General features: G+C 70.4%; 14 protein-coding genes. 5 read left to right on the top strand and 9 right to left on the bottom strand.

Going from position 1 to position 18859, the window contains the following annotated elements; translation table 11 throughout:
• The first annotated feature begins 51 nt into the window (after positions 1 to 51).
• From AB852_RS18400 to AB852_RS18385, 4 genes are all read left to right on the top strand, one after another.
• Entirely contained in the window at positions 52 to 714 is a 663-nt protein-coding gene (locus tag AB852_RS18400) for a response regulator transcription factor (RefSeq protein ID WP_030687574.1), read from the top strand.
• Positions 715 to 791: 77 nt separating this feature from the next.
• Entirely contained in the window at positions 792 to 2084 is a 1293-nt protein-coding gene (locus tag AB852_RS18395) for a ribonuclease D (RefSeq protein WP_073789678.1), read from the top strand.
• 294 nt (positions 2085 to 2378) lie between these two features.
• Positions 2379 to 3599, top strand: coding sequence for a thiolase family protein (locus AB852_RS18390; RefSeq protein WP_073789676.1), 1221 nt, complete (start codon positions 2379 to 2381; stop codon positions 3597 to 3599).
• Positions 3596 to 5728, top strand: coding sequence for a 3-hydroxyacyl-CoA dehydrogenase NAD-binding domain-containing protein (locus tag AB852_RS18385; protein WP_073789674.1), 2133 nt, complete (start codon positions 3596 to 3598; stop codon positions 5726 to 5728). Before AB852_RS18390 ends, AB852_RS18385 begins: the two co-directional genes overlap by 4 nt.
• 208 nt (positions 5729 to 5936) lie before the next feature.
• On the opposite strand, the gene AB852_RS18380 is transcribed toward AB852_RS18385, so the two are convergent.
• The 7 genes from AB852_RS18380 to AB852_RS18350 all read right to left on the bottom strand — a co-directional run bounded on the left by AB852_RS18380 (position 5937) and on the right by AB852_RS18350 (position 15608).
• Positions 5937 to 6311 (bottom strand): PIN domain-containing protein, encoded by a 375-nt coding sequence (locus tag AB852_RS18380; protein ID WP_073789672.1) that lies wholly within the window; start codon positions 6309 to 6311, stop codon positions 5937 to 5939.
• Positions 6312 to 6424: 113 nt separating this feature from the next.
• Positions 6425 to 7984, bottom strand: a complete 1560-nt coding sequence (locus AB852_RS18375) for an amino acid permease (protein ID WP_073789670.1) — start codon at positions 7982 to 7984, stop codon at positions 6425 to 6427.
• A 129-nt stretch (positions 7985 to 8113) separates the two neighbouring features.
• Positions 8114 to 10036: a 1-deoxy-D-xylulose-5-phosphate synthase gene (gene dxs / locus AB852_RS18370; protein ID WP_073789667.1), complete on the bottom strand. Its 1923-nt coding sequence runs from the start codon at positions 10034 to 10036 to the stop codon at positions 8114 to 8116.
• Positions 10037 to 10798: 762 nt separating this feature from the next.
• Complete coding sequence (locus AB852_RS18365; RefSeq protein ID WP_079184740.1) at positions 10799 to 12166, bottom strand: sugar ABC transporter permease; 1368 nt, start codon at positions 12164 to 12166, stop codon at positions 10799 to 10801.
• Positions 12163 to 12942 (bottom strand): ATP-binding cassette domain-containing protein, encoded by a 780-nt coding sequence (locus AB852_RS18360; protein ID WP_073789664.1) that lies wholly within the window; start codon positions 12940 to 12942, stop codon positions 12163 to 12165. Before AB852_RS18360 ends, AB852_RS18365 begins: the two co-directional genes overlap by 4 nt.
• A gap of 217 nt (positions 12943 to 13159) precedes the next feature.
• The gene (locus AB852_RS18355) at positions 13160 to 14278 is read right to left on the bottom strand and encodes an ABC transporter substrate-binding protein (protein WP_245876823.1); all 1119 of its coding nucleotides are present in this window, start codon (positions 14276 to 14278) and stop codon (positions 13160 to 13162) included.
• Positions 14279 to 14399: 121 nt separating this feature from the next.
• A complete protein-coding gene (locus AB852_RS18350) occupies positions 14400 to 15608 on the bottom strand; it encodes an ROK family transcriptional regulator (RefSeq protein WP_073789660.1) in 1209 nt (402 codons plus the stop codon).
• 605 nt (positions 15609 to 16213) lie between these two features.
• Between AB852_RS18350 and AB852_RS37910 the strand changes: the two genes are divergently transcribed.
• On the top strand, positions 16214 to 16858 hold the full coding sequence (locus AB852_RS37910; protein WP_178391054.1) for a response regulator transcription factor: 645 nt from the start codon (positions 16214 to 16216) through the stop codon (positions 16856 to 16858).
• Positions 16859 to 16995: 137 nt separating this feature from the next.
• On the opposite strand, the gene AB852_RS18340 is transcribed toward AB852_RS37910, so the two are convergent.
• Both AB852_RS18340 and AB852_RS18335 read right to left on the bottom strand, forming a co-directional pair.
• Positions 16996 to 17916 carry a carbohydrate ABC transporter permease gene (locus tag AB852_RS18340; RefSeq protein WP_073789655.1) on the bottom strand — a complete coding sequence of 307 codons (921 nt, stop codon included), beginning with the start codon at positions 17914 to 17916 and terminating at the stop codon, positions 16996 to 16998.
• Positions 17916 to 18842, bottom strand: coding sequence for a carbohydrate ABC transporter permease (locus AB852_RS18335; RefSeq protein WP_073789650.1), 927 nt, complete (start codon positions 18840 to 18842; stop codon positions 17916 to 17918). The genes AB852_RS18340 and AB852_RS18335 overlap by 1 nt, the downstream gene beginning before the upstream one ends.
• Between the last annotated feature and the right edge of the window lie 17 nt (positions 18843 to 18859).

The following is an 18859-nucleotide window of genomic DNA, read 5'->3' as shown; positions in this document are numbered from 1 at the left end:
CCCGGCTTCATCCCCAGAGCCGGCCCCGTCCCGCCACCCCAGGAGGGCCTTGTGTCCGTTCTCCTTGAGCAGCCCGCAAGCCTGGTCGCCTACCGTCCGAACAAGCCGACCGCCATGGTCGTCGTGGCCGACCCGCGCGTCCGCTCCACCGTCACCCGCCACCTGTGGGCGCTCGGGGTGCGCGATGTCATCGAGGCGTCGTCCATCGCCGAGGCCCGGCCCCGTATCGGCAATCCCCGAGACATCTGCGTCGCCGACGTCCATCTTCCCGACGGCAGCGGCCTCACCCTTCTCTCCGAGACCCGTGCCGCGGGCTGGCCCAACGGCCTCGCCCTTTCGGCCGCCGATGACATCGGCGCCGTCCGCAACGCCCTCGCGGGCGGCGTCAAGGGCTATGTCGTCACCGGCACCCGTACCAATGTCGGGCTCCCCACCCGGCCGGGTGCCGCTCCGATCGGGTCCGCCGCGGCCCGTATGCACCGTCGCCCCCCGGGTGCCCCGAGCCACCCGGGTGGCTACCGAGAACTGTCCGGACGCGAGGTCGAGGTGCTGCGGCTGGTCGCCGAAGGCCAGTCCAACAAGGCCATCGGCGTCTCGATGGGCCTGTCCGCCCTGACCGTGAAGAGCCACCTCGCCAGGATCGCCCGCAAGCTCGGCACGGGCGACCGTGCCGGGATGGTGGCCGTGGCCCTGCGTACGGGGATCATCCACTGACCCTTCTCACCCGCACCGCGCCCGCCGACGGAACGTTCCGTCGGCGGGCGCGGTGTTTTCGCAAGTACCCTTGACAGGTGACAGACGCCCAAGAGACCGCAGCAGACACATCACTGCGAACCACCGGGGGCGCCCCTCCGGACGACGGCGTCACCGGCGTCACCGAGGACGGAGCACCGATCGCGCTGCTGGAGCCGCGCGAGGGTGTTCCGCCGGTCGTCGCCGACGAGGGCGCCCTGGCGGACGTGATCGCCGCCTTCGCGGCGGGCAGCGGACCCGTCGCGGTCGACGCGGAACGCGCGTCCGGCTATCGCTACGGGCAGCGCGCCTATCTCGTGCAGCTGCGCCGCGCGGGCGCCGGGACCGCGCTCATCGACCCGGTGGCCTGCCCCGATCTCACCGCGCTCGGGGACGCGCTCGACGGCACCGAGTGGGTGCTGCACGCCGCGACCCAGGATCTGCCGTGCCTGCGGGAAATAGGCATGCGGCCGACCGAGCTGTTCGACACGGAGCTGGCGGGCAGGCTCGCCGGATTCCCCCGGGTCGGACTCGGCGCGATGGTCGAGGGCGTCCTCGGCTACGTCCTGGAGAAGGGCCACTCCGCCGTCGACTGGTCCACCCGCCCGCTGCCCGAGCCCTGGCTCCGTTACGCCGCGCTGGACGTGGAGCTGCTGGTCGATCTGCGGGACGCCCTGGAGGAGGAGCTGGAGCGCCAGGGCAAACTCGACTGGGCGCGCCAGGAGTTCGCCGCGATCGCCACCGCCCCGCCCGCGCCCCCGCGCAAGGACCCCTGGCGGCGGACCTCCGGCATGCACAAGGTGCGGCGGCGCCGTCAGATGGCGGTCGTCCGGGAGCTGTGGGAGGCGCGGGACCGGATCGCCCAGCGGCGGGACGTGTCGCCCGGGAAGGTGCTGGGCGACACCGCGATCGTGGAGGCCGCGCTCGCGCTGCCGCTGACCGTACGGGCGCTCGGGGCGCTGCCCGGGTTCGGCAGCCGGACCGGGCGCAGGCAGCTCGAACAGTGGCAGGCCGCGGTGGAGCGGGCCCGGGCGCTGCCCGAGACACAGCTGCCGCAGCCTGGCCTGACAGTGGCCGGACCGCCGCCGCCGCGGGCCTGGGCGGACAAGGACCCCGCCGCGGCGGCGCGGCTGTCCGCGGCGCGGGCCGGGGTGTCGGAGGTGGCCGAGCGGCTCGGGATGCCCCAGGAGAACCTGATCGCCCCGGACACGGTGCGCCGGGTGTGCTGGGAGCCGCCCGTGGTCGTGTCGGTGGAGTCGGTGGGCGACGCGCTGCGGGCGCTGGGCGCCCGCGAGTGGCAGGTCGAACAGGTCACCCCGGTGCTGACGGAGTCGCTGGCGGCGCATCCCTGACCGGACGCACCCGCCGGAACTGACGCATCCCTGACCGGACGCACTGCCGGACACGGCACACCTGCCGGAGCGGGCCTGTCCCGGAGCGGCCACCTCGCCGCTCCGGCGCACCGGCACCGACGCACCCGCTCCGGCGCGTCCGCCCCGCGCGGGGGCCGGTGTGATGTACGCCGCTCGCGGCGGGGGGACTGGGCAGTCTGGTTACCCGCAAGTAGCATGTGGGTACCGCGGTGCGCCGGTGCCTTCGGCGAGGTGGGCCGTGTCGTGCCAGTTCGCGTCTGGAGGAGAGCCATCGTGCCTCGTACCGTCAGGGATGTCGTCTTTGTCGACGGTGTCCGTACCCCGTTCGGCAAGGCGGGCCCGAAGGGCATCTACCACGAGACCCGGGCCGACGACCTCGTCGTGAAGGCGATCCGGGAGCTGCTGCGCCGCAACCCGGGCCTCGACCCGGCGAAGATCGACGAGGTGGCGATCGCGGCCACCACCCAGATCGGTGACCAGGGGCTGACCCTCGGCCGTACCGCCGGCATCCTCGCGGGCCTGCCGCAGTCCGTACCCGGGTACTCGATCGACCGGATGTGCGCGGGCGCGCTGACGGCCGTCACGAGCACCGCCGGATCGATCGCCTTCGGCGCGTACGACATCGTCGTGGCCGGTGGTGTCGAGCACATGGGGCGGCACCCGATGGGTGAGGGCGTCGACCCGAACCCCCGGTTCGTCAGCGAGAAGCTGGTCGACGAGTCGGCGCTGTTCATGGGGATGACCGCGGAGAACCTGCACGACCGGTTCCCGCATCTCACCAAGCGGCGGGCCGACGAGTACGCGGTGCGCTCGCAGGAGAAGGCCGCCAAGGCGTACGCCGACGGCAAGATCCAGCAGGACCTGGTGCCGGTCTCGGTACGGCGGACCAGCCCGGAGGCCGGGGAGACCGGCTGGGGGCTCGCCACCCAGGACGAGCCGATGCGGCCCGGGACCACCCTGGAGACGCTGGCCGGTCTGAAGACCCCGTTCCGTACCCATGGGCGGGTCACCGCGGGCAACGCGGCCGGGCTGAACGACGGCGCCACCGCCTCGCTGATCGCCGCCGAGGACTTCGCGCGCGCCCATGACCTGCCGGTCCGGATGCGGCTGGTGTCGTACGCCTTCGCCGGTGTCGAGCCCGAGGTGATGGGGTACGGACCGATCCCGGCGACCGAGAAGGCGCTCGCCCAGGCGGGCCTGTCGATCTCCGACATCGGACTGTTCGAGATCAACGAGGCGTTCGCCGTGCAGGTGCTCGCCTTCCTCGACCACTACGGCATCGCCGACGACGACAGCCGGGTCAACCAGTACGGCGGCGCCATCGCCTACGGGCACCCGCTGGCGTCCTCCGGGGTCCGGCTGATGACCCAGCTCGCCCGGCAGTTCGAGGAGCAGCCCGAGGTCCGTTACGGCCTCACCACCATGTGCGTCGGCTTCGGCATGGGCGCGACGGTCGTCTGGGAGAACCCGCACTTCGACGGAGGCACCAAGTGAGCACGTCCACCACCGAACTGCTCAAGGGCGCGGCCGAACTGTTCCCGGACGAGGTCGTCACCCAGGCGCACGTCCGTCATCTGGAGCTGCCCGACGGTGCCGGCCGGTTCGCGCTGATCACCCTGGACAACGGCTTCGACCACACCAAGCCGACCACCTTCGGCCCGCAGTCGCTGGCCAATCTGGACGCCGCGCTCGACCAGGTCGAGCAGGAGGCCACCGCCGGGACGATCGTCGGTGCCGGGCTCACCGGCAAGCCGTTCATCTTCGCCGTCGGCGCCGACCTCAAGGGTGTCGAGCTGCTGAAGCGGCACGAGGACGCGCTCGCCATCGGCAAGGGCGGCCACGATGTCTTCAAGCGCCTCGCCTCCCTCGCCGTCCCCACGTTCGCGTACTACAACGGCGCGGCGATGGGCGGCGGGGTCGAGGCCGGGCTGCACTGCTCGTACCGCACCGTCTCCCGGGCGGTGCCCGCGTTCTCGCTGCCGGAGGTCTTCCTCGGGCTGGTACCCGGCTGGGGCGGCTGCGCGCTGCTGCCGAACCTGATCGGCGCGGACAAGGCCGTCTCGGTGATCGTCGAGAACTCGCTCAACCAGAACCGCCAGCTCAAGGGCGCCCAGGTCTTCGAGCTGGGGATCGCCGACGCCCTCTTCGACGGCGCCGACTTCCTGGAGCGGTCGCTGGTCTGGACCGCCGGGGTGCTGAACGGCTCGGTCACCGTGGAGCGGCCCGAGGTGGACCGCGGCGAGGGATGGGACCGGGCCGTGGCCCGGGGCCGGTCCGTCGCGGACTCCAAGGTGCACGGGGCGGCGCCCGCCGCGTACCGCGCGCTCGACATCATCGCCGCCGCCAAGGACGGTGACCTCCAGGCCGGGTTCGACGCCGAGGACCAGGCCCTCGCGGATCTGATCATGGGCGGGGAACTGCGCGCCGGGCTCTACGCGTTCAACCTGGTGCAGAAGCGCGCCAAGCGGCCCGCCGGCGCCCCCGACAGGAGCCTCGCGCGGCCCGTCACCAAGGTCGGTGTGGTGGGCGCGGGCCTGATGGCCTCGCAGCTCGCGATGCTGTTCCTGCGCCGCCTTGAGGTGCCGGTCGTGCTGACCGACATCGACCAGGAGCGGGTCGACAAGGGCGTCGGTTACGTCCACGCCGAGATCGACAAGCTGCTGCTCAAGGGCCGCGTGAACCAGGACAAGGCCAACCGGCTCAAGGGCCTGGTCAGCGGGGTGCTGGACAAGGCGGAGGGCTTCTCCGACGCGGACTTCGTCATCGAGGCCGTGTTCGAGGAGATCGGCGTCAAGCAGCGGGTGTTCGCCGAGGTCGAGGCCGTCGTCCCGGCGCACGCGATCCTCGCGACGAACACCTCGTCCCTCTCCGTGAGCGAGATGGCGGCCGGGCTGAAGCACCCCGAGCGGGTCGTGGGCTTCCACTTCTTCAACCCGGTGGCGATCCTTCCGCTGCTGGAGATCGTGCGCGGCGAGCAGACGGACGACGCCTCGCTGGCCACCGCGTTCGCCGTGGCGAAGAAGCTGCGGAAGACCGCGGTACTGGTCAAGGACGCCCCGGCGTTCGTGGTGAACCGCATCCTGACGCGCTTCATGGGCGAGATCCAGAACGTCATCGACGAGGGCACGCCCGTCGTCGCGGCGGAGAAGGCCGTCGAGCCGCTGGGGCTGCCGATGTCGCCGCTGGTCCTGCTGGAGCTGGTCGGACCCGCGATCGGTCTGCATGTCTCCGAGACGCTGAACCGCGCGTTCCCCGACCGCTTCACCGTCTCCCCGAACCTGGCCGCCGTGGTCAAGGCGGGCAAGCGCGGCTTCTACGTCCATGACTCCGGCACCCCGGAGCTGGACCCCGAGGTCGCCGCGCTGCTGGTGCAGGGCGACACCGTGCTGACCGAGGAGCAGGTGCGGGCGCGGGTCCTGGACGCGGTGGCCCAGGAGATCGGGCTCATGCTGGACGAGGGTGTCGTCGCCGAGGCGCAGGACATCGACCTGTGCCTGATCACCGGCGCGGGCTGGCCCTTCCATCTGGGCGGCATCACCCCGTACCTGGACCGCGCGGGCGTCAGCGAGCGGGTCAACGGCAAGCCGTTCCTGGCGCCGGGCCTGGCGAGCGTCCCCGAGTAGCGGACCGGACGGACGACCGGCGGACACCGGCGGACACGCCGTGGCAGGGGCGGTACGGGGTCTCCGTGCCGCCCCTGGCGCATGCCCGGGGGCGGGGCGGCGGCTGCCCCGGCCCGGGACCTGTCCGTACGCCGCCCGGGACCCGTCCGTGCACCGCCCGGCCCATCACTCGTACACCGCCCGCGGCTGTCCCCGCGCCGCCCGGGGCCTATCCGTACACCGTGCGGGGGCCGACCGTACGGGCTCCCACCGCGCTCACCCGCTCCCTCAGCTCACGGTCGGCAGTGACCACCACGCACTCCCCCGGCGCGCTCCGCGCCCCGGCGGCGAGCTCCACGATCCGGTCGTCCCCGCTGCCCGGCGCCTCGTCCACCCGGACCCCGGGGACCGGCGCGACCCCCTTGGCGGCGCCCTCGACGACCAGCACGATCTCGACCGGCCCCGGCAGCCCCTCGACGCCCTCCGCCGCCTGCCGGGCCAGCCGGTCGCGCAGCCGCTCGGCGGCGGCCCTGCGGTCCTTCCACCAGCCGTCGGGCACCGACCCCACGACGTTCGCCCCGTCCACGATCAGCAGTGTCGTCATCCGCCGCACATGCTCCCTTCCCCGGCCGCCCGGTGCCGCGCGCCGGACCGGAACACCTATCATCGCGTCCGGCGGGGCGTCCCGGGAGGTTGTCCACAGGGCTGTTCCTGCGGTCACGGGTACGGGATCTGGCTGTCGTCGCCCTTGGCCGGTGGGGTGGGACGGCGCGGCATGCCCTTGCCGAGGCGGCTGTGATGACGGCCGTAGAAGAAGTAGACGACCACGCCGATGACCATCCAGGCGCCGAAGCGGAGCCAGGTCTCGGCGGGCAGGTTCAGCATCAGCCACAGCGAGGCCAGGATGGACAGCGCGGGAATCCAGGGGACCAGCGGGGTGCGGAACGCGCGGTGCAGATCGGGCCGGCTGCGCCGGAGCAGGATGATGCCCGCGGCGACCACGACGAACGCGGACAGGGTGCCGATGTTGACCAGTTCGGCGAGTTCGCTGATCGAGGTGAAGCCCGCGACGATCGCCACGACGCCCCCGAGGAGGATCGTCGAACGGTACGGGGTGCCGAAGCGGGGGTGCACCTTGGAGAAGGTCTGCGGGATCAGCCCGTCCCGGCTCATCGCGAAGAAAACCCGGGTCTGCCCGAGCAGCAGGATCATGCAGACCGAGGTGAGGCCGACCGCGGCCCCGAAGCTGATCAGACCCGCCCAGAAGGGGTGCCCCACGGCCTTGAAGGCGTCCGCCAGGGGGGCGTCGACCGTCAGGTCCGTGTACTTCTGCATCCCGGTGACGACGATGGACACGGCGACGTAGAGGACCGTGCAGATCAGCAGCGAGCCGAGGATGCCGCGGGGCACGTCCCGCTGCGGGTTGCGGGTCTCCTCGGCAGCGGTGGCGACGATGTCGAAGCCGATGAACGCGAAGAACACCACGGCCGCGGCGGTGAAGATGCCCATCACCCCGAAGTTGGTCGGGGTGTAGCCGAACATCAGCTGGATCAGCGGCGCGGTGATGTCGGAACTGCCACTGGTGTGCTCGGCCGGCGGGATGAACGGGTCGTAGTTGGAGCCGGTGATGAAGAAGGCGCCGACGACGATGACGATCAGGACGACCGTGACCTTGATCGCCACGACCACCCCGGTGACCCGTGACGACAGCTTCATACCCACCACCAGGACGCAGGTCAGGGCGAGCACCAGCAGACAGGCCAGCAGATCGAAGCCGAACTCCCCGCCGTGCGTCCCGGACAGCGGCTGCGGCATACGCAGACCCGCGCTGTCCAGCAGCGACTGGATGTACCCGGACCAGCCGACCGCGACCACCGCACAGCCCAGCGCCAGCTCCAGGATCAGGTCCCAGCCGATGAGCCAGGCGGGGAACTCCCCCAGCGACGCGTACGAGAAGGTGTACGCCGACCCGGCGACCGGGACCGTCGACGCGAACTCGGCGTAGCACAGGGCCGCGAGGGCGCACACGACGCCCGCGACGACGAAGCTGAGGGCGACCGAGGGGCCCGCGTTCTCCTTGGCGATCTTCCCGGTCAGGACGAAGATGCCCGTCCCGATGATGACGCCGACACCGAACACGGTCAGGTCGAGGGCGGACAGCGATTTCTTGAGCGCGTGTTCCGGTTCCTCGGTGTCCTGGATGGACTGTTCGACGGTCTTCGTCCGGAAGAGAGTGCTGCTCACAGACGTACCTCCCACGCTTGTCGTCCCCGACATGATCGAGAGGGCTGCCAGTGGTCAAGCTCCGGCGCGCGGGGGTTCACCCGTACGGGGTGGGCGGGTACGGATACGGGCCGGTGCCCTGCCCCTGGCGGGGAAGGCACCGGCCCGTGTACGCGGCTCGGGTCAGTCGCGGGCGCTCTCCACGGCTCCGGCGGTGGCACCTTCGTAGCGGCCGTCGAGCCGGGCCACCAGACCGGTGACCTGGCGGGCGATGTCGGGGGCCGTCAGCCCGATCTCCGCCATGACCTCCTTGCGGGAGGCGTGGTCGAGGAAGCGCGGCGGGATACCGAAGTCACGCAGCGGTACGTCGACACCGGCGTCCCGCAGATGCTGGGCGACGGCGGAGCCGACACCTCCGGCGCGGGAGTTGTCCTCGACGGTGACGACGACCCGGTGGCCTTCCGCGAGCGGGGCCATCGCCTCGTCCACCGGCTTGACCCAGCGGGGGTCCACCACGGTCGTGGAGATGCCCTGCTTGTCCAGCAGGTCCGCGATCTCCAGGCACATCGGCGCGAGCGCGCCGACGGAGACCAGCAGGACATCGGGCCGGTCGGCGCCCGGCTCGCGCAGCACGTCCATCCCGCCGACCTTGCGCAGCGCGCGGACGGCGGGGCCGACGGCGCCCTTGGAGTAGCGGACGACGGTCGGGGCGTCGTCCACCTCGACGGCCTCGCGCAGCTGGAGCCGGACCTGGTCGGCGTCCCGGGGCGCGGCGATCCGTACGTTCGGGACGCACTGGAGGATCGACATGTCCCACATACCGTTGTGGGAGGCGCCGTCGGTACCGGTGACCCCGGCCCGGTCCAGGACGAAGGTGACCCCGCACTTGTGCAGGGCGACGTCCATGAGGAGCTGGTCGAAGGCCCGGTTGAGAAAGGTCGCGTACACCGCGAAGACGGGGTGCAGTCCGCCCGTCGCCAGCCCGGCGGCGGACACCGCGGCGTGCTGTTCGGCGATCCCCACGTCGTACACCCGGTCGGGGAACGTCTGCGCGAACCGCTTCAGGCCGACCGGCTGGAGCATCGCCGCCGTGATCGCGACGATGTCCGGCCGCTCGTGACCGAGCTTGACCATCTCCTCGCCGAAGACGGACGTCCAGTCCATACCGCCCGCGGCGATGGGCAGGCCCGTGTCGGGGTGGATGGGGCCGATGCCGTGGAAACGATCCGCCTCGTCCTCCTCGGCGGGCTGGTAGCCCCGGCCCTTCTCGGTGAGGCAGTGCACGATGACGGGGCCGCCGAACCGTTTCGCGCGGGACAGCGCGGACTCCAGGGCCTCGATGTCATGGCCGTCGATGGGGCCGACGTACTTGAGACCCAGGTCCTCGAACATGCCCTGCGGGGCGATGAAGTCCTTGAGGCCCTTCTTCGCGCCGTGCAGCGTCTCGTACAGGGGGCGGCCGACGACCGGGGTGCGCTCCAGGAGGTCCTTGCCGCGGGCCAGGAAGCGCTCGTAGCCGTCCGTGGTGCGCAGGGTCGCCAGATGGTCCGCGAGGCCGCCGATCGTCGGCGCGTAGGAGCGCTCGTTGTCGTTGACGACGATGACCAGGGGGCGGTCCTTGGCGGCGGCGATGTTGTTCAGCGCCTCCCAGGCCATACCGCCGGTGAGCGCGCCGTCACCGATCACGGCGACGACATGGTCGTCCTTGGCGAGGACCTGGTTCGCCTTGGCGAGGCCGTCGGCCCAGCCGAGGACGGTCGAGGCGTGGCTGTTCTCGATGACGTCGTGCTCGGACTCCGCGCGGGAGGGGTAGCCCGACAGGCCGCCCTTGGCGCGCAGGCCGCTGAAGTCCTGGCGGCCGGTGAGAAGCTTGTGGACGTAGCTCTGGTGGCCGGTGTCGAACAGGACACGGTCCTTGGGCGACTCGAAGACTCTGTGCAGGGCGATGGTCAGCTCGACCACACCGAGGTTGGGGCCGAGGTGGCCGCCGGTCTTGGACACCGCCTCGACCAGGAAGGTCCGGATCTCTCCGGCGAGCTCGGTCAGCTCATCCGGGGTGAGCCGGTCCAGATCGCGCGGTCCCGTGATGCGGGTCAGCAACGGCACCCGTGCCTCCTTGCAATAGAGCATCGACCTTTGCCGGGTCTGTCGAGTCTAATGTTCCCCGCGGGTCGCCTTCGCTTGCGCCCCGAGGTTTCGCCTCCGGTCGTACTTTGTTCGAAGGGTTGCCCCTTCGGTTGCGCTTCCGGGGTCCGTCCGGCTGGACGTACTCCGTTCCTGTGCCGTGGTTCGGTGGTTTCGCGTAGTTCCCCACGGGTCGCCTTCGCTTGCGCCTCCCAGGTCCGTCCGGCGGGACGCACTCCGTTCCTGCGCCGTCGCTCGTGGGGTGCGCAGTTCCCCGCGCCCCTGGATGCTGCCCCGGTCCGTCGCCCTTCGGGTGCGGGTCCGCCCTCGTCTTTTGCGCAGTTCCCCGCGCCCCTTTGGGGCGCGTTCTGCTTGTTCTTCGGGGCGGGGCCGGTCGGGATTCTCCGTCCTCGATCCGACACGCTCGGTACGACGTGACCTTGCCCGACTGAAGAGCATCGGAGTCTGCGAGCAGAGATTCCCGCCCACCCCCTCCCGCAGCCGAGCGCCTGCACGAGGAGGATGGTTCAACCCCGTCCCCGCAGACGGAGAACAGCCCCAGGTGGCGCCCCCAAAGGGGCGCGGGGAACTGCGCAAAAGCGAGGACGGCCCCGCACCCGAAGAGCGACCGCAACGGGGCAGCACCCCAGGGGCGCGAGCGAAGGCGACCTGCGGGGAACTGCGCACCCCCGGACGGCCCGCACAGGGACAGGTACGTCCAGGTGGGAGTACCTCGAAGGTCAGCTACACGCGACCCGCTGCCTTCTGGGTGCGGCGGGAGACCGAGTCGATCACGACCGCCGCCAGGAGGACGCCGCCCGTGATCATGTACTTGACCGGTTCCGCGATGGACTCCAGCTGGAGGCCCTTCTGGATGGAGACGATCACCAGTACGCCGAGCAGCGCGGACCAGGTCCGGCCCCGCCCCCCGAACAGGCTCGTCCCGCCGATCACCGCGGCGGCGATCGAGCTCATCAGGAGGTCACCCGCCCCCGCGCCCTGGTTCGCCGCGGCGATCTTCGACGCGATCATGAGGCCGCCCATCGCGGCCAGCGTCCCCGAGATCGCGAAGACCGTGATCCGGACCGCGGTGACGTCGATCCCCGCCCGCCGGGACGCCTCGATGCTCCCGCCGAGTGCGAACACCTGACGTCCGAAGGCCGTGCGGCGCAGGACGAGGTCCGTGACGACGACCACACCCACGAAGATCACCAGGGCCAGCGGCAGCCCCTTGTACTGGTTGAGCAGATACGCGGCGGAGTAGCACAGCACGGCCAGCACGCCCGCGCGCAGCGCCAGCTCGCTCAGCGGCCGGGAGGGGATGCCCGCGGCGTCGCGTTTGCGGGCGGCGTGCAGGGCGGAGAGGAAGTACCCGGCGACGGCGACGGTCGCGAGCCCGTAGGCGGCGGCGATGTCGGTGAAGTAGTAGCGGGTGAGCTGGGCGACGAGCCCGGCGTCGTCGAGGTTGATGGTGCCGTTCGCGCCGAGGATCTGGAGCATGAGCCCGTTCCAGGCGAGCAGCCCGGCCATGGTGACGACGAAGGCGGGTACGCCGATCCGGGCGAAGAAGAAGCCGTGGACGGCCCCGGCGGCGGTACCGGTGAGGATCGCGAGGATCAGCGCGGGCCACTCGGGCATTCCGTGGCTGACGCTCAGTACCGCGAAGGCGGCGCCGGCCAGTCCGCTGACCGAGCCGACCGCGAGGTCGATCTCGCCGATCAGCAGGACGAAGACGACGCCGACGGCGATGAGGCCCGTACCGGCGATGTCGACGGAGATGTTGGAGAGGTTCTCCGCCGAGAGGAAGGCGGGGTTGAGGGACTGGAAGACGGCCCAGATGACGACGAGCCCGACGACCACGGGGACGGAGCCCAGCTCGCCGGAGCCGAGCCGTCGGCGGAACTCCGCCGCGTAGCCGCCGAAGCCCTGTTCGCGGACCAGCAGCCGGGGGTCGGTCACGGTCACCGCGCCCCGGGCGGGCGCGGGCGCGTCGACCGGGGTGAGCACCGCGGCCGGGGCGTCGGACGGGGTGGCGGTGTCCGCCGGGGCGGGGGTCTTCCGCAGGTCGGCGGCGGGGTCGGGGGCCGGACCGTTCAGGTTGTCGGTGCTCATCGGACCGCCTCCTCGCCGCGTGCCGCGCGCCGGGTCACCGCGTTGTCGGTGGCGCCCGTGATCGCGGAGACGATCTCCTCCTGGGAGGTGGTGGCCATCGGGAAGAAGCCGTTGTTGCGGCCGAGCCGCAGTACGGCGACCCGGTCCGCGACGGCTTTGACGTCGGCCATGTTGTGGCTGATCAGGATGACCGCGAGGCCGCGTTCGCGGAGCCGTTCCACCAGGTCGAGCACCTGCGCGGTCTGTTCGACGCCGAGGGCGGCGGTCGGCTCGTCGAGGATGACGAGGCCCGGGTCCCCGAGCAGTGAGCGGGCGATGGCGACGGTCTGGCGCTGGCCGCCGGACAGCGAGGCGATCGGGATGCGGACGCTCGGGATGCGGATGGAGAGGGTGGTCAGCAGTTCACGGGAGCGGCGTTCCATCTCGACCTCGTCGAGGACCGCGTACCGGCGCAGCTCCCGGCCGAGGAAGAGGTTGCCGACGACATCGAGGTTGTCGCAGAGCGCGAGGTCCTGGTAGACGGTGGCGATGCCCAGTTCCTGCGTGTCATGGGGCTTGTCGATCCGGACGGGGGCGCCACGCCATTCGATGGCGCCGCCGTCGACGGGGTGGACCCCGGCGATCGCCTTGACGAGGGTGGACTTCCCGGCGCCGTTGTCGCCGACAAGGGCGACCACCTCACCGGCGTGGACCTCTAGTTCGACCTCGGTGAGCGCCTGGACGGCTCCGAAGCGTTTCGAGATCCCGCGCAGCGCCAGCACGGGGGTTGCGGACACGTGGCACCATCTCCTTCACCGCCTGACCGGCGGGGGTACCGCGCCTTGGGGGCCGGGCGCGGAGCTGAGGGGAAGGACGGGTTCGTGCGGTGGCCGTGCGGCCCTGGGTGGTCCGGTGCCCTGTCCGTGCTCGCGGGGCGTCGGTGACGGGACACCGGACGGGGGCGGGTCCCGCCGGGGACCCGCGCGGCCCGTGGGCCGCCTGCCATGGGGCGGGTCAGTCCGTCAGACCGAGCTTGTCGCAGTCGGCCCGGTACTTGGCGGTGCAGATCTCCGCGACGGAGTAGACGCCGTCCTTGAGGACGGTGTCCTTGATGTTGTCCTTGGTCAGCGCGACGACGGGGACGAGGACGGACGGGACGCCCTTGGTGGTGGGGCTGTCGACGGTGTCCTGGGTGAGGGTGTCGAGCTTCTCGCCCCTGGCCAGGGCGACGGCCATCTCGGCGGCGGCGTCCGCCTCGGGCGCGTACGGCTTGTAGACGCTCATGTACTGCTCACCGGCGACGATGCGCTGGACCCCGGCGAGTTCGGCGTCCTGGCCGGTGACCGGCGGCAGTGGGGAGACACCGGCGGCCTTGAGGGCCTGGATGATGCCGCCGGCCATGCCGTCGTTGGCGGAGTAGACGCCGATGATCTCGCCCTTGCCGAGGGCGGTGATGGCGCTCTCCATGTTGGAGTTGGCGTTCTCCGGCTTCCACTCCTTGGTGTCGAACTCCCGGCCTATGGTCACCTTGCCGTCGAGTTCCTCGTGGGCGCCCGCTTTGAACAGGGCCGCGTTGGGGTCGGTGACGGAGCCGTTCATCATGACGACCCGGCCGTCCTTGGGCTTGTCACCGAGGGCCGCCACCAGGGCCTTTCCCTGGACGCGGCCCACTTCCTCGTTGTCGAAGGAGGTGTACGCGTCGATCGGGCCCTCGGCCAGCCGGTCGTAGGCGACGACGGGGATGTCCGCCTCCTTGGCCTTGCGGACGGCCCCGGCGATGGCCTTGGAGTCGACGGCGTCCAGGACGAGCACGTCGACCTTGTTCGTGATCATCGTGTCGACCTGCTGGTTCTGCACGGTGGCGTCCTGCTTGGCGTTGGCGTACCTGACGTCCGCCTTGCCGTCGGTGAGTTCCTTGACGCGCTTCTCGATGAGGGGTTTGTCGAACTTCTCGTACCGGGCGGTCTGGTTCTCCGGCAGGAGCAGACCTATCTTCAGTGAGTCGCTCTTCTTCGGGCTCCGGCTGCCGTCGGACTGACGGCCGGATTCCTTGGCACTGCCGCAGGCGGCCAGTGTGACAGCCGCGGCCGTGACGACAGCGGCCATGGCCGCCCGACGCGTACGCGTGTTCACCACAGATACCTCCCTGACGGGGCCGCGTCATTGCGGCCGAGGTGGCTGGCAGTCAACTCGGCCCCACCACAAGCGTCAAGGAGTTAAGCCTTAACGAGACGACAACGGTGCCATGTGTGAACTAAGTGAAGGCGGGAGTGGTCCGCCCGTTCACGGGAACGGACGCGTCCAGAAGAGTGGACGCGTCCATCTCGGTGAGCGCCAGCACGAGCGCGCCCAGCACCTCGGCCCGGCCGCCGAGCGCGCCGGGCAGTACGGAGAGCTGCCGTGCCGCGCTCGGTATCGCGTACCGGCCGACGGATTCGCGTACCGGGCCGAGCAGCAGTTCACCGGCTTCCGCGAGGTCCCCGCCGATGACGATCCGGCTCGGGTTCAGCAGATTGCACAGGCTCGCCACCCCGGTGCCGATGTGGCGGCCGACGTCCGCGACGACCCGGCGGCATCCGGGGTCGCCGTCGCGGGCCAGCCTGACGACGCGCTCCATGGTCAGGTCGGGGCCGTGGCTGGAGCGCAGCAGGGGAAGGACGTAGCGGGCGGCGGTGAACGTCTCCAGGCAGCCGCGGTTGCCGCAGCGGCAGACCGGGCCGGACTCGTCGAGGGTGATGTGCCCGATCTCCCCGGCGGTGCCGCCGGGGCCCCGGTAGATCTCCCCGTTGATCACCAGTCCGGCGCCGACCCCGCTGGAGACCTTGATGTACGCGAGGTCCTTGACGCCCCGCCCGCTGCCCCAGACGAGTTCGCCGAGGGCGCCGAGGTTGGCGTCGTTGTCGACGTGGACGGGGATGCCGAGCCGGCCGCCCAGTTCCTCGGCGGGCCTGGTGCCGACCCAGCCGGGCAGTATCGAGGTGGACCCGAGGGTGCCGGTGACCAGGTCGATGGGGCCGGGGACCCCGAGGCCCAGGCCGGTGATCTTGGCGCGGTCCAGTCCGGCCGCCTCGATCAGCCGGTCGACCAGCCGTTCCGCGCGGTCGAAGCCGTCCTGTGCGGAGGCGTCGACGTCCACCGGTTCGGACTCCTCGGCGAGCACCTGGTGGGCGAGGTTGCCGATCGCCACCCGGAGGTGGGTGTGTCCGAAGTCGACCCCGACGACGATGCCCGCGTCCCCGCTGAGGGAGACGCTGCGGGCCCGTCTGCCACCCGCCGAGGTGGGGGTGACCTGGACCTTTCCCTGGTCCTTCAGCTCGCGGACGATGTTCGAGACGGTCGCCGCCGACAGTCCTGTGCCCCGGGCGATCTCCGCCTGGGTGAGGGAGCCCGCCAGCCGTACGGCCCGGACCACGCGTTCCAGATTGGCCCGGTGCAACGACGACTGCGAACCCGGAGTCTCCATCGGCCCATCCACTCCTGTTTCCCGGGGGCGGCCACGGTGCGCCGCCCCAGTGCCCGGGTCGGTGAAGCGGAACCGGGCTGTGTACAAGTCATGAACACCAAGCTCCGCCGAACGGGTTACCGCAGTCAAGTCCTTGAGGGAAATCGGTGACGAATCGCATCAAGTACCCCAAGGCCCCCGGACCGCTGCCGCGAGGTCTTCCCGGACCCGCCCCGGGCCCGCGGCACCCGTCGCGCGGTCCGGACAGCACGGGCGCCCCGGTTTGTCCAGCGCGGACCCGCCCGGTCGCCGTCCGCGGCTGATACCCACCCCTGTACGACCGTCCGGGGGAATTCGGTGCGATCCACGGGAACCGGACGGCCCCGTACATGGCACCCCCTCCGCCCTTCGGAGGCCGGGGGGTGGGCAGGGGTTCGCTGGGGTCGCCCAGAGGGTCCGGCACCACCGATCGGCGGGGGCGATCCCCCGGTCACCCCCCGATCGGTGGGGCGCAATGTCACTCCAGTGGTGTAGACGTATACCTGACCACGTTCTACGTATGGACACATGCGTTCATGAGACCCGGGGGGGCCGTGATCGACATAGGGCTGTTTGACGACAGCGAAGTGTATCGAGCAGGGATCGAAGCCGTTTTAGCTACTGAAGCGGACATCAAGGTCACTGTCTCCGGAAAGGTGCATGAGGCGACGGCGCAATTGCGCCATGTTCGCCCGCAGGTAGTGCTGCTGGGCAGTGTGCGCGGGCATGATCAGGTGCTCACCGCGCTGGGACGGCTGCGGCGGATGGGCACCCCGCCCGTGCTGCTGCTGATCCCCGCGCAGGAGCGGATCTCGCTGCACGGGCTGCTGGAGGCCGGGGCACTCGGCATCACCGACCGTGACGGCGGGGCGGCAGCGCTCGCCCATGCCGTCAGAACCGTCGCCTCCGGAGGGTGGTCGCTGCCCGCGCAGCTCGCCCGGACGGTGGTGACGGGCTATCTGCGCGGTGGTGCGCGGGAGCACGGCAACCGCGCGCTCCAGGAGGTCCGGGAGAGACTGACGCCCCGGCAGCAGGAGGTGCTGACGCTGATGAGCGAGGGAATGACCAACCCCGAGATCGCCGAGGTCCTCTCCGTCGGCACCGCGACCGTCAAGGATCATGTCCAGACGATCCTGGACCGGCTGGGCACGCCCAACCGGACGCTGGCGGCGCGGCTCGCCTGGGAGGCGCAGCTCGCGACATGCGGGCCCGCGACCCCTTCCGGGGTGTGACGCACGGGGGCGGACCTCGTCCGCCCCCGCTTCACCCGCGGGTTCCACGGGTGCGCGGTTCCACGCGTCGTACGTGCCGGATACGACGGAAGGGGCCCAAGGCTTCGCGCCTCGGGCCCCTTCCGGAGTGGTGCTTGTTACTTCAGGGCGCCGGCCGTGAGGCCGGAGACCACCTGGCGCTGGAAGACGATGTACGCGGCGAGCACCGGCAGCATCGCCATGACGAGACCGGCGAAGAGGCCGGACCAGTCACCCTTGTAGCCCTGCGAGACGGAGAGCTGCACCAGGCCCTGGGTCAGCACCCGGTTCTCCGGGTCGCTGTTGAGCACGGTGGGCAGCATGTACTGGTTCCACTGGCCCAGGAAGTTGAAGATGCCGACGCTGATCAGACCGGGCCGCGCCATCGGCAGCATGATCTGGAAGAACGTCCTGGTGTGGGTGGCCCCGTCCACGAACGCCGCCTCCGCCACCGAACTGGGCAGGCTGCGGAAGAAGGAGGTCAGGAAGAACACCGTGAACGGCAGTGAGTAGGCGATGTACACCAGGATCAGACCGTGGATGGTGTTCAGGAGCCCCATGTTGTTCACGACGTAGAACAGGGGCACCAGGGCCAGCATCACCGGGAAGCTCATACCACCGACGAACAGGTAGTAGAGGAACCGGTTCCCCGGGAACTCGAACCGGGCCAGCACATAGGCCGCCATCGAACCGAGGACCAGGGTGCCGATCAGCGACCCGCCCACCACCATGATGGTGTTCAGGAAGTAGTCGGCCATACGGGCCTGGCTCCAGGCCCTCGACCAGTTGTCGAAGTTCAGCGAGGTCGGGAGCGACCAGGGCGAGTTGAAGATCGCCGCGTCGTCCTTGAAGGAGGTCATCACCGCCCAGAGCAGCGGCATCACCACCAGGATCGCCCAGACGATCAGGATGCCGTGCGAGAAGACGTTGAGGACCTGGCCCTCGGACTTCTCCTTCGGACGCGGCGGGCGTCCGTCCTGCTTGCTGACCCGGGGCGCGGGAACGGCATCCGGGGCGGTGGGGGTCTCAGTGGTCTTCATCAGAACTCCAGCCGCTCGCGCCGGCCCAGCTTCATCACGATGGCCGCGAAGGCCAGGGTCACGACGAGCAGAGCGACACCGATCGTGGTTGCGTAGGCGGCCTGGCCGTCACGGAACGCCTTCTGGTACACGTACAGCACCATGACGGTGGTGGAGTAGTCCGGGCCGCCGGGGCCGATCGTCATGATCTGTACGACCGCGAACGACTCGGCGCCGAGCGCCAGGACACCGATGTAGACCCAGCCGGACTGGACCGTGTCCCACAGCAGCGGCAGGGTGACCCTGAAGAAGGTCGTGATCCTGCTGGCGCCGTCGAGCAGCGCGGCCTCGTACAGCTCGGTCGGGATCGACGCCATTCCGGCGGAGAAGAGGACCACGAAGAATCCGACCGTGGACCAGACGAGTACCGCCATCACGCACCAGAGCGCGAGATCCGGGTCCCCCAGCCACACCGGCTGGAGGTCGTCGAGTCCGATCGCCTTGAAAGTGGAGTTCAGGGCCCCGCTCTGCGGGTTGTAGGCGAACTGGAAGAGCAGGGCGACGATCGCGATCGACAGGACCTGCGGGAAGAAATAGACGATCTTGTAGAAGCCCGAGCCACGTACCCCGCTGACCACGGGGCCGCCCTTGCGGCGCCTTCCTCCGACGTTGATCATAAACGCGAAGAAAAGCGCCAGGCTGAGTGTCACCAGCGGCAGCAGCAACGCGAACAACATGCTGTGCTGCAACGATCTCCAGAAGATGTCGTCTTCGAACATCCTGCTGTAGTTGTCGAAGCCCACCATCTCGAAGTCCGGGCTCAGGCCGGTCCAGTTCGTGAAGGAATAGAAGATGGACTGGATGAACGGCCAGATGACGAAGAGTGTGTACAACGTCATCGGGATCACTAGGAATCCCACGATGAACCGGTACTTACCGTGCTGCATTGCTACCGACCCCGATC

Source organism: Streptomyces uncialis, assembly GCF_001905345.1.
GTDB classification, from domain to species: Bacteria; Actinomycetota; Actinomycetes; order Streptomycetales; family Streptomycetaceae; genus Streptomyces; species Streptomyces uncialis.
This window is presented reverse-complemented; position numbering and strand designations above follow the sequence as displayed.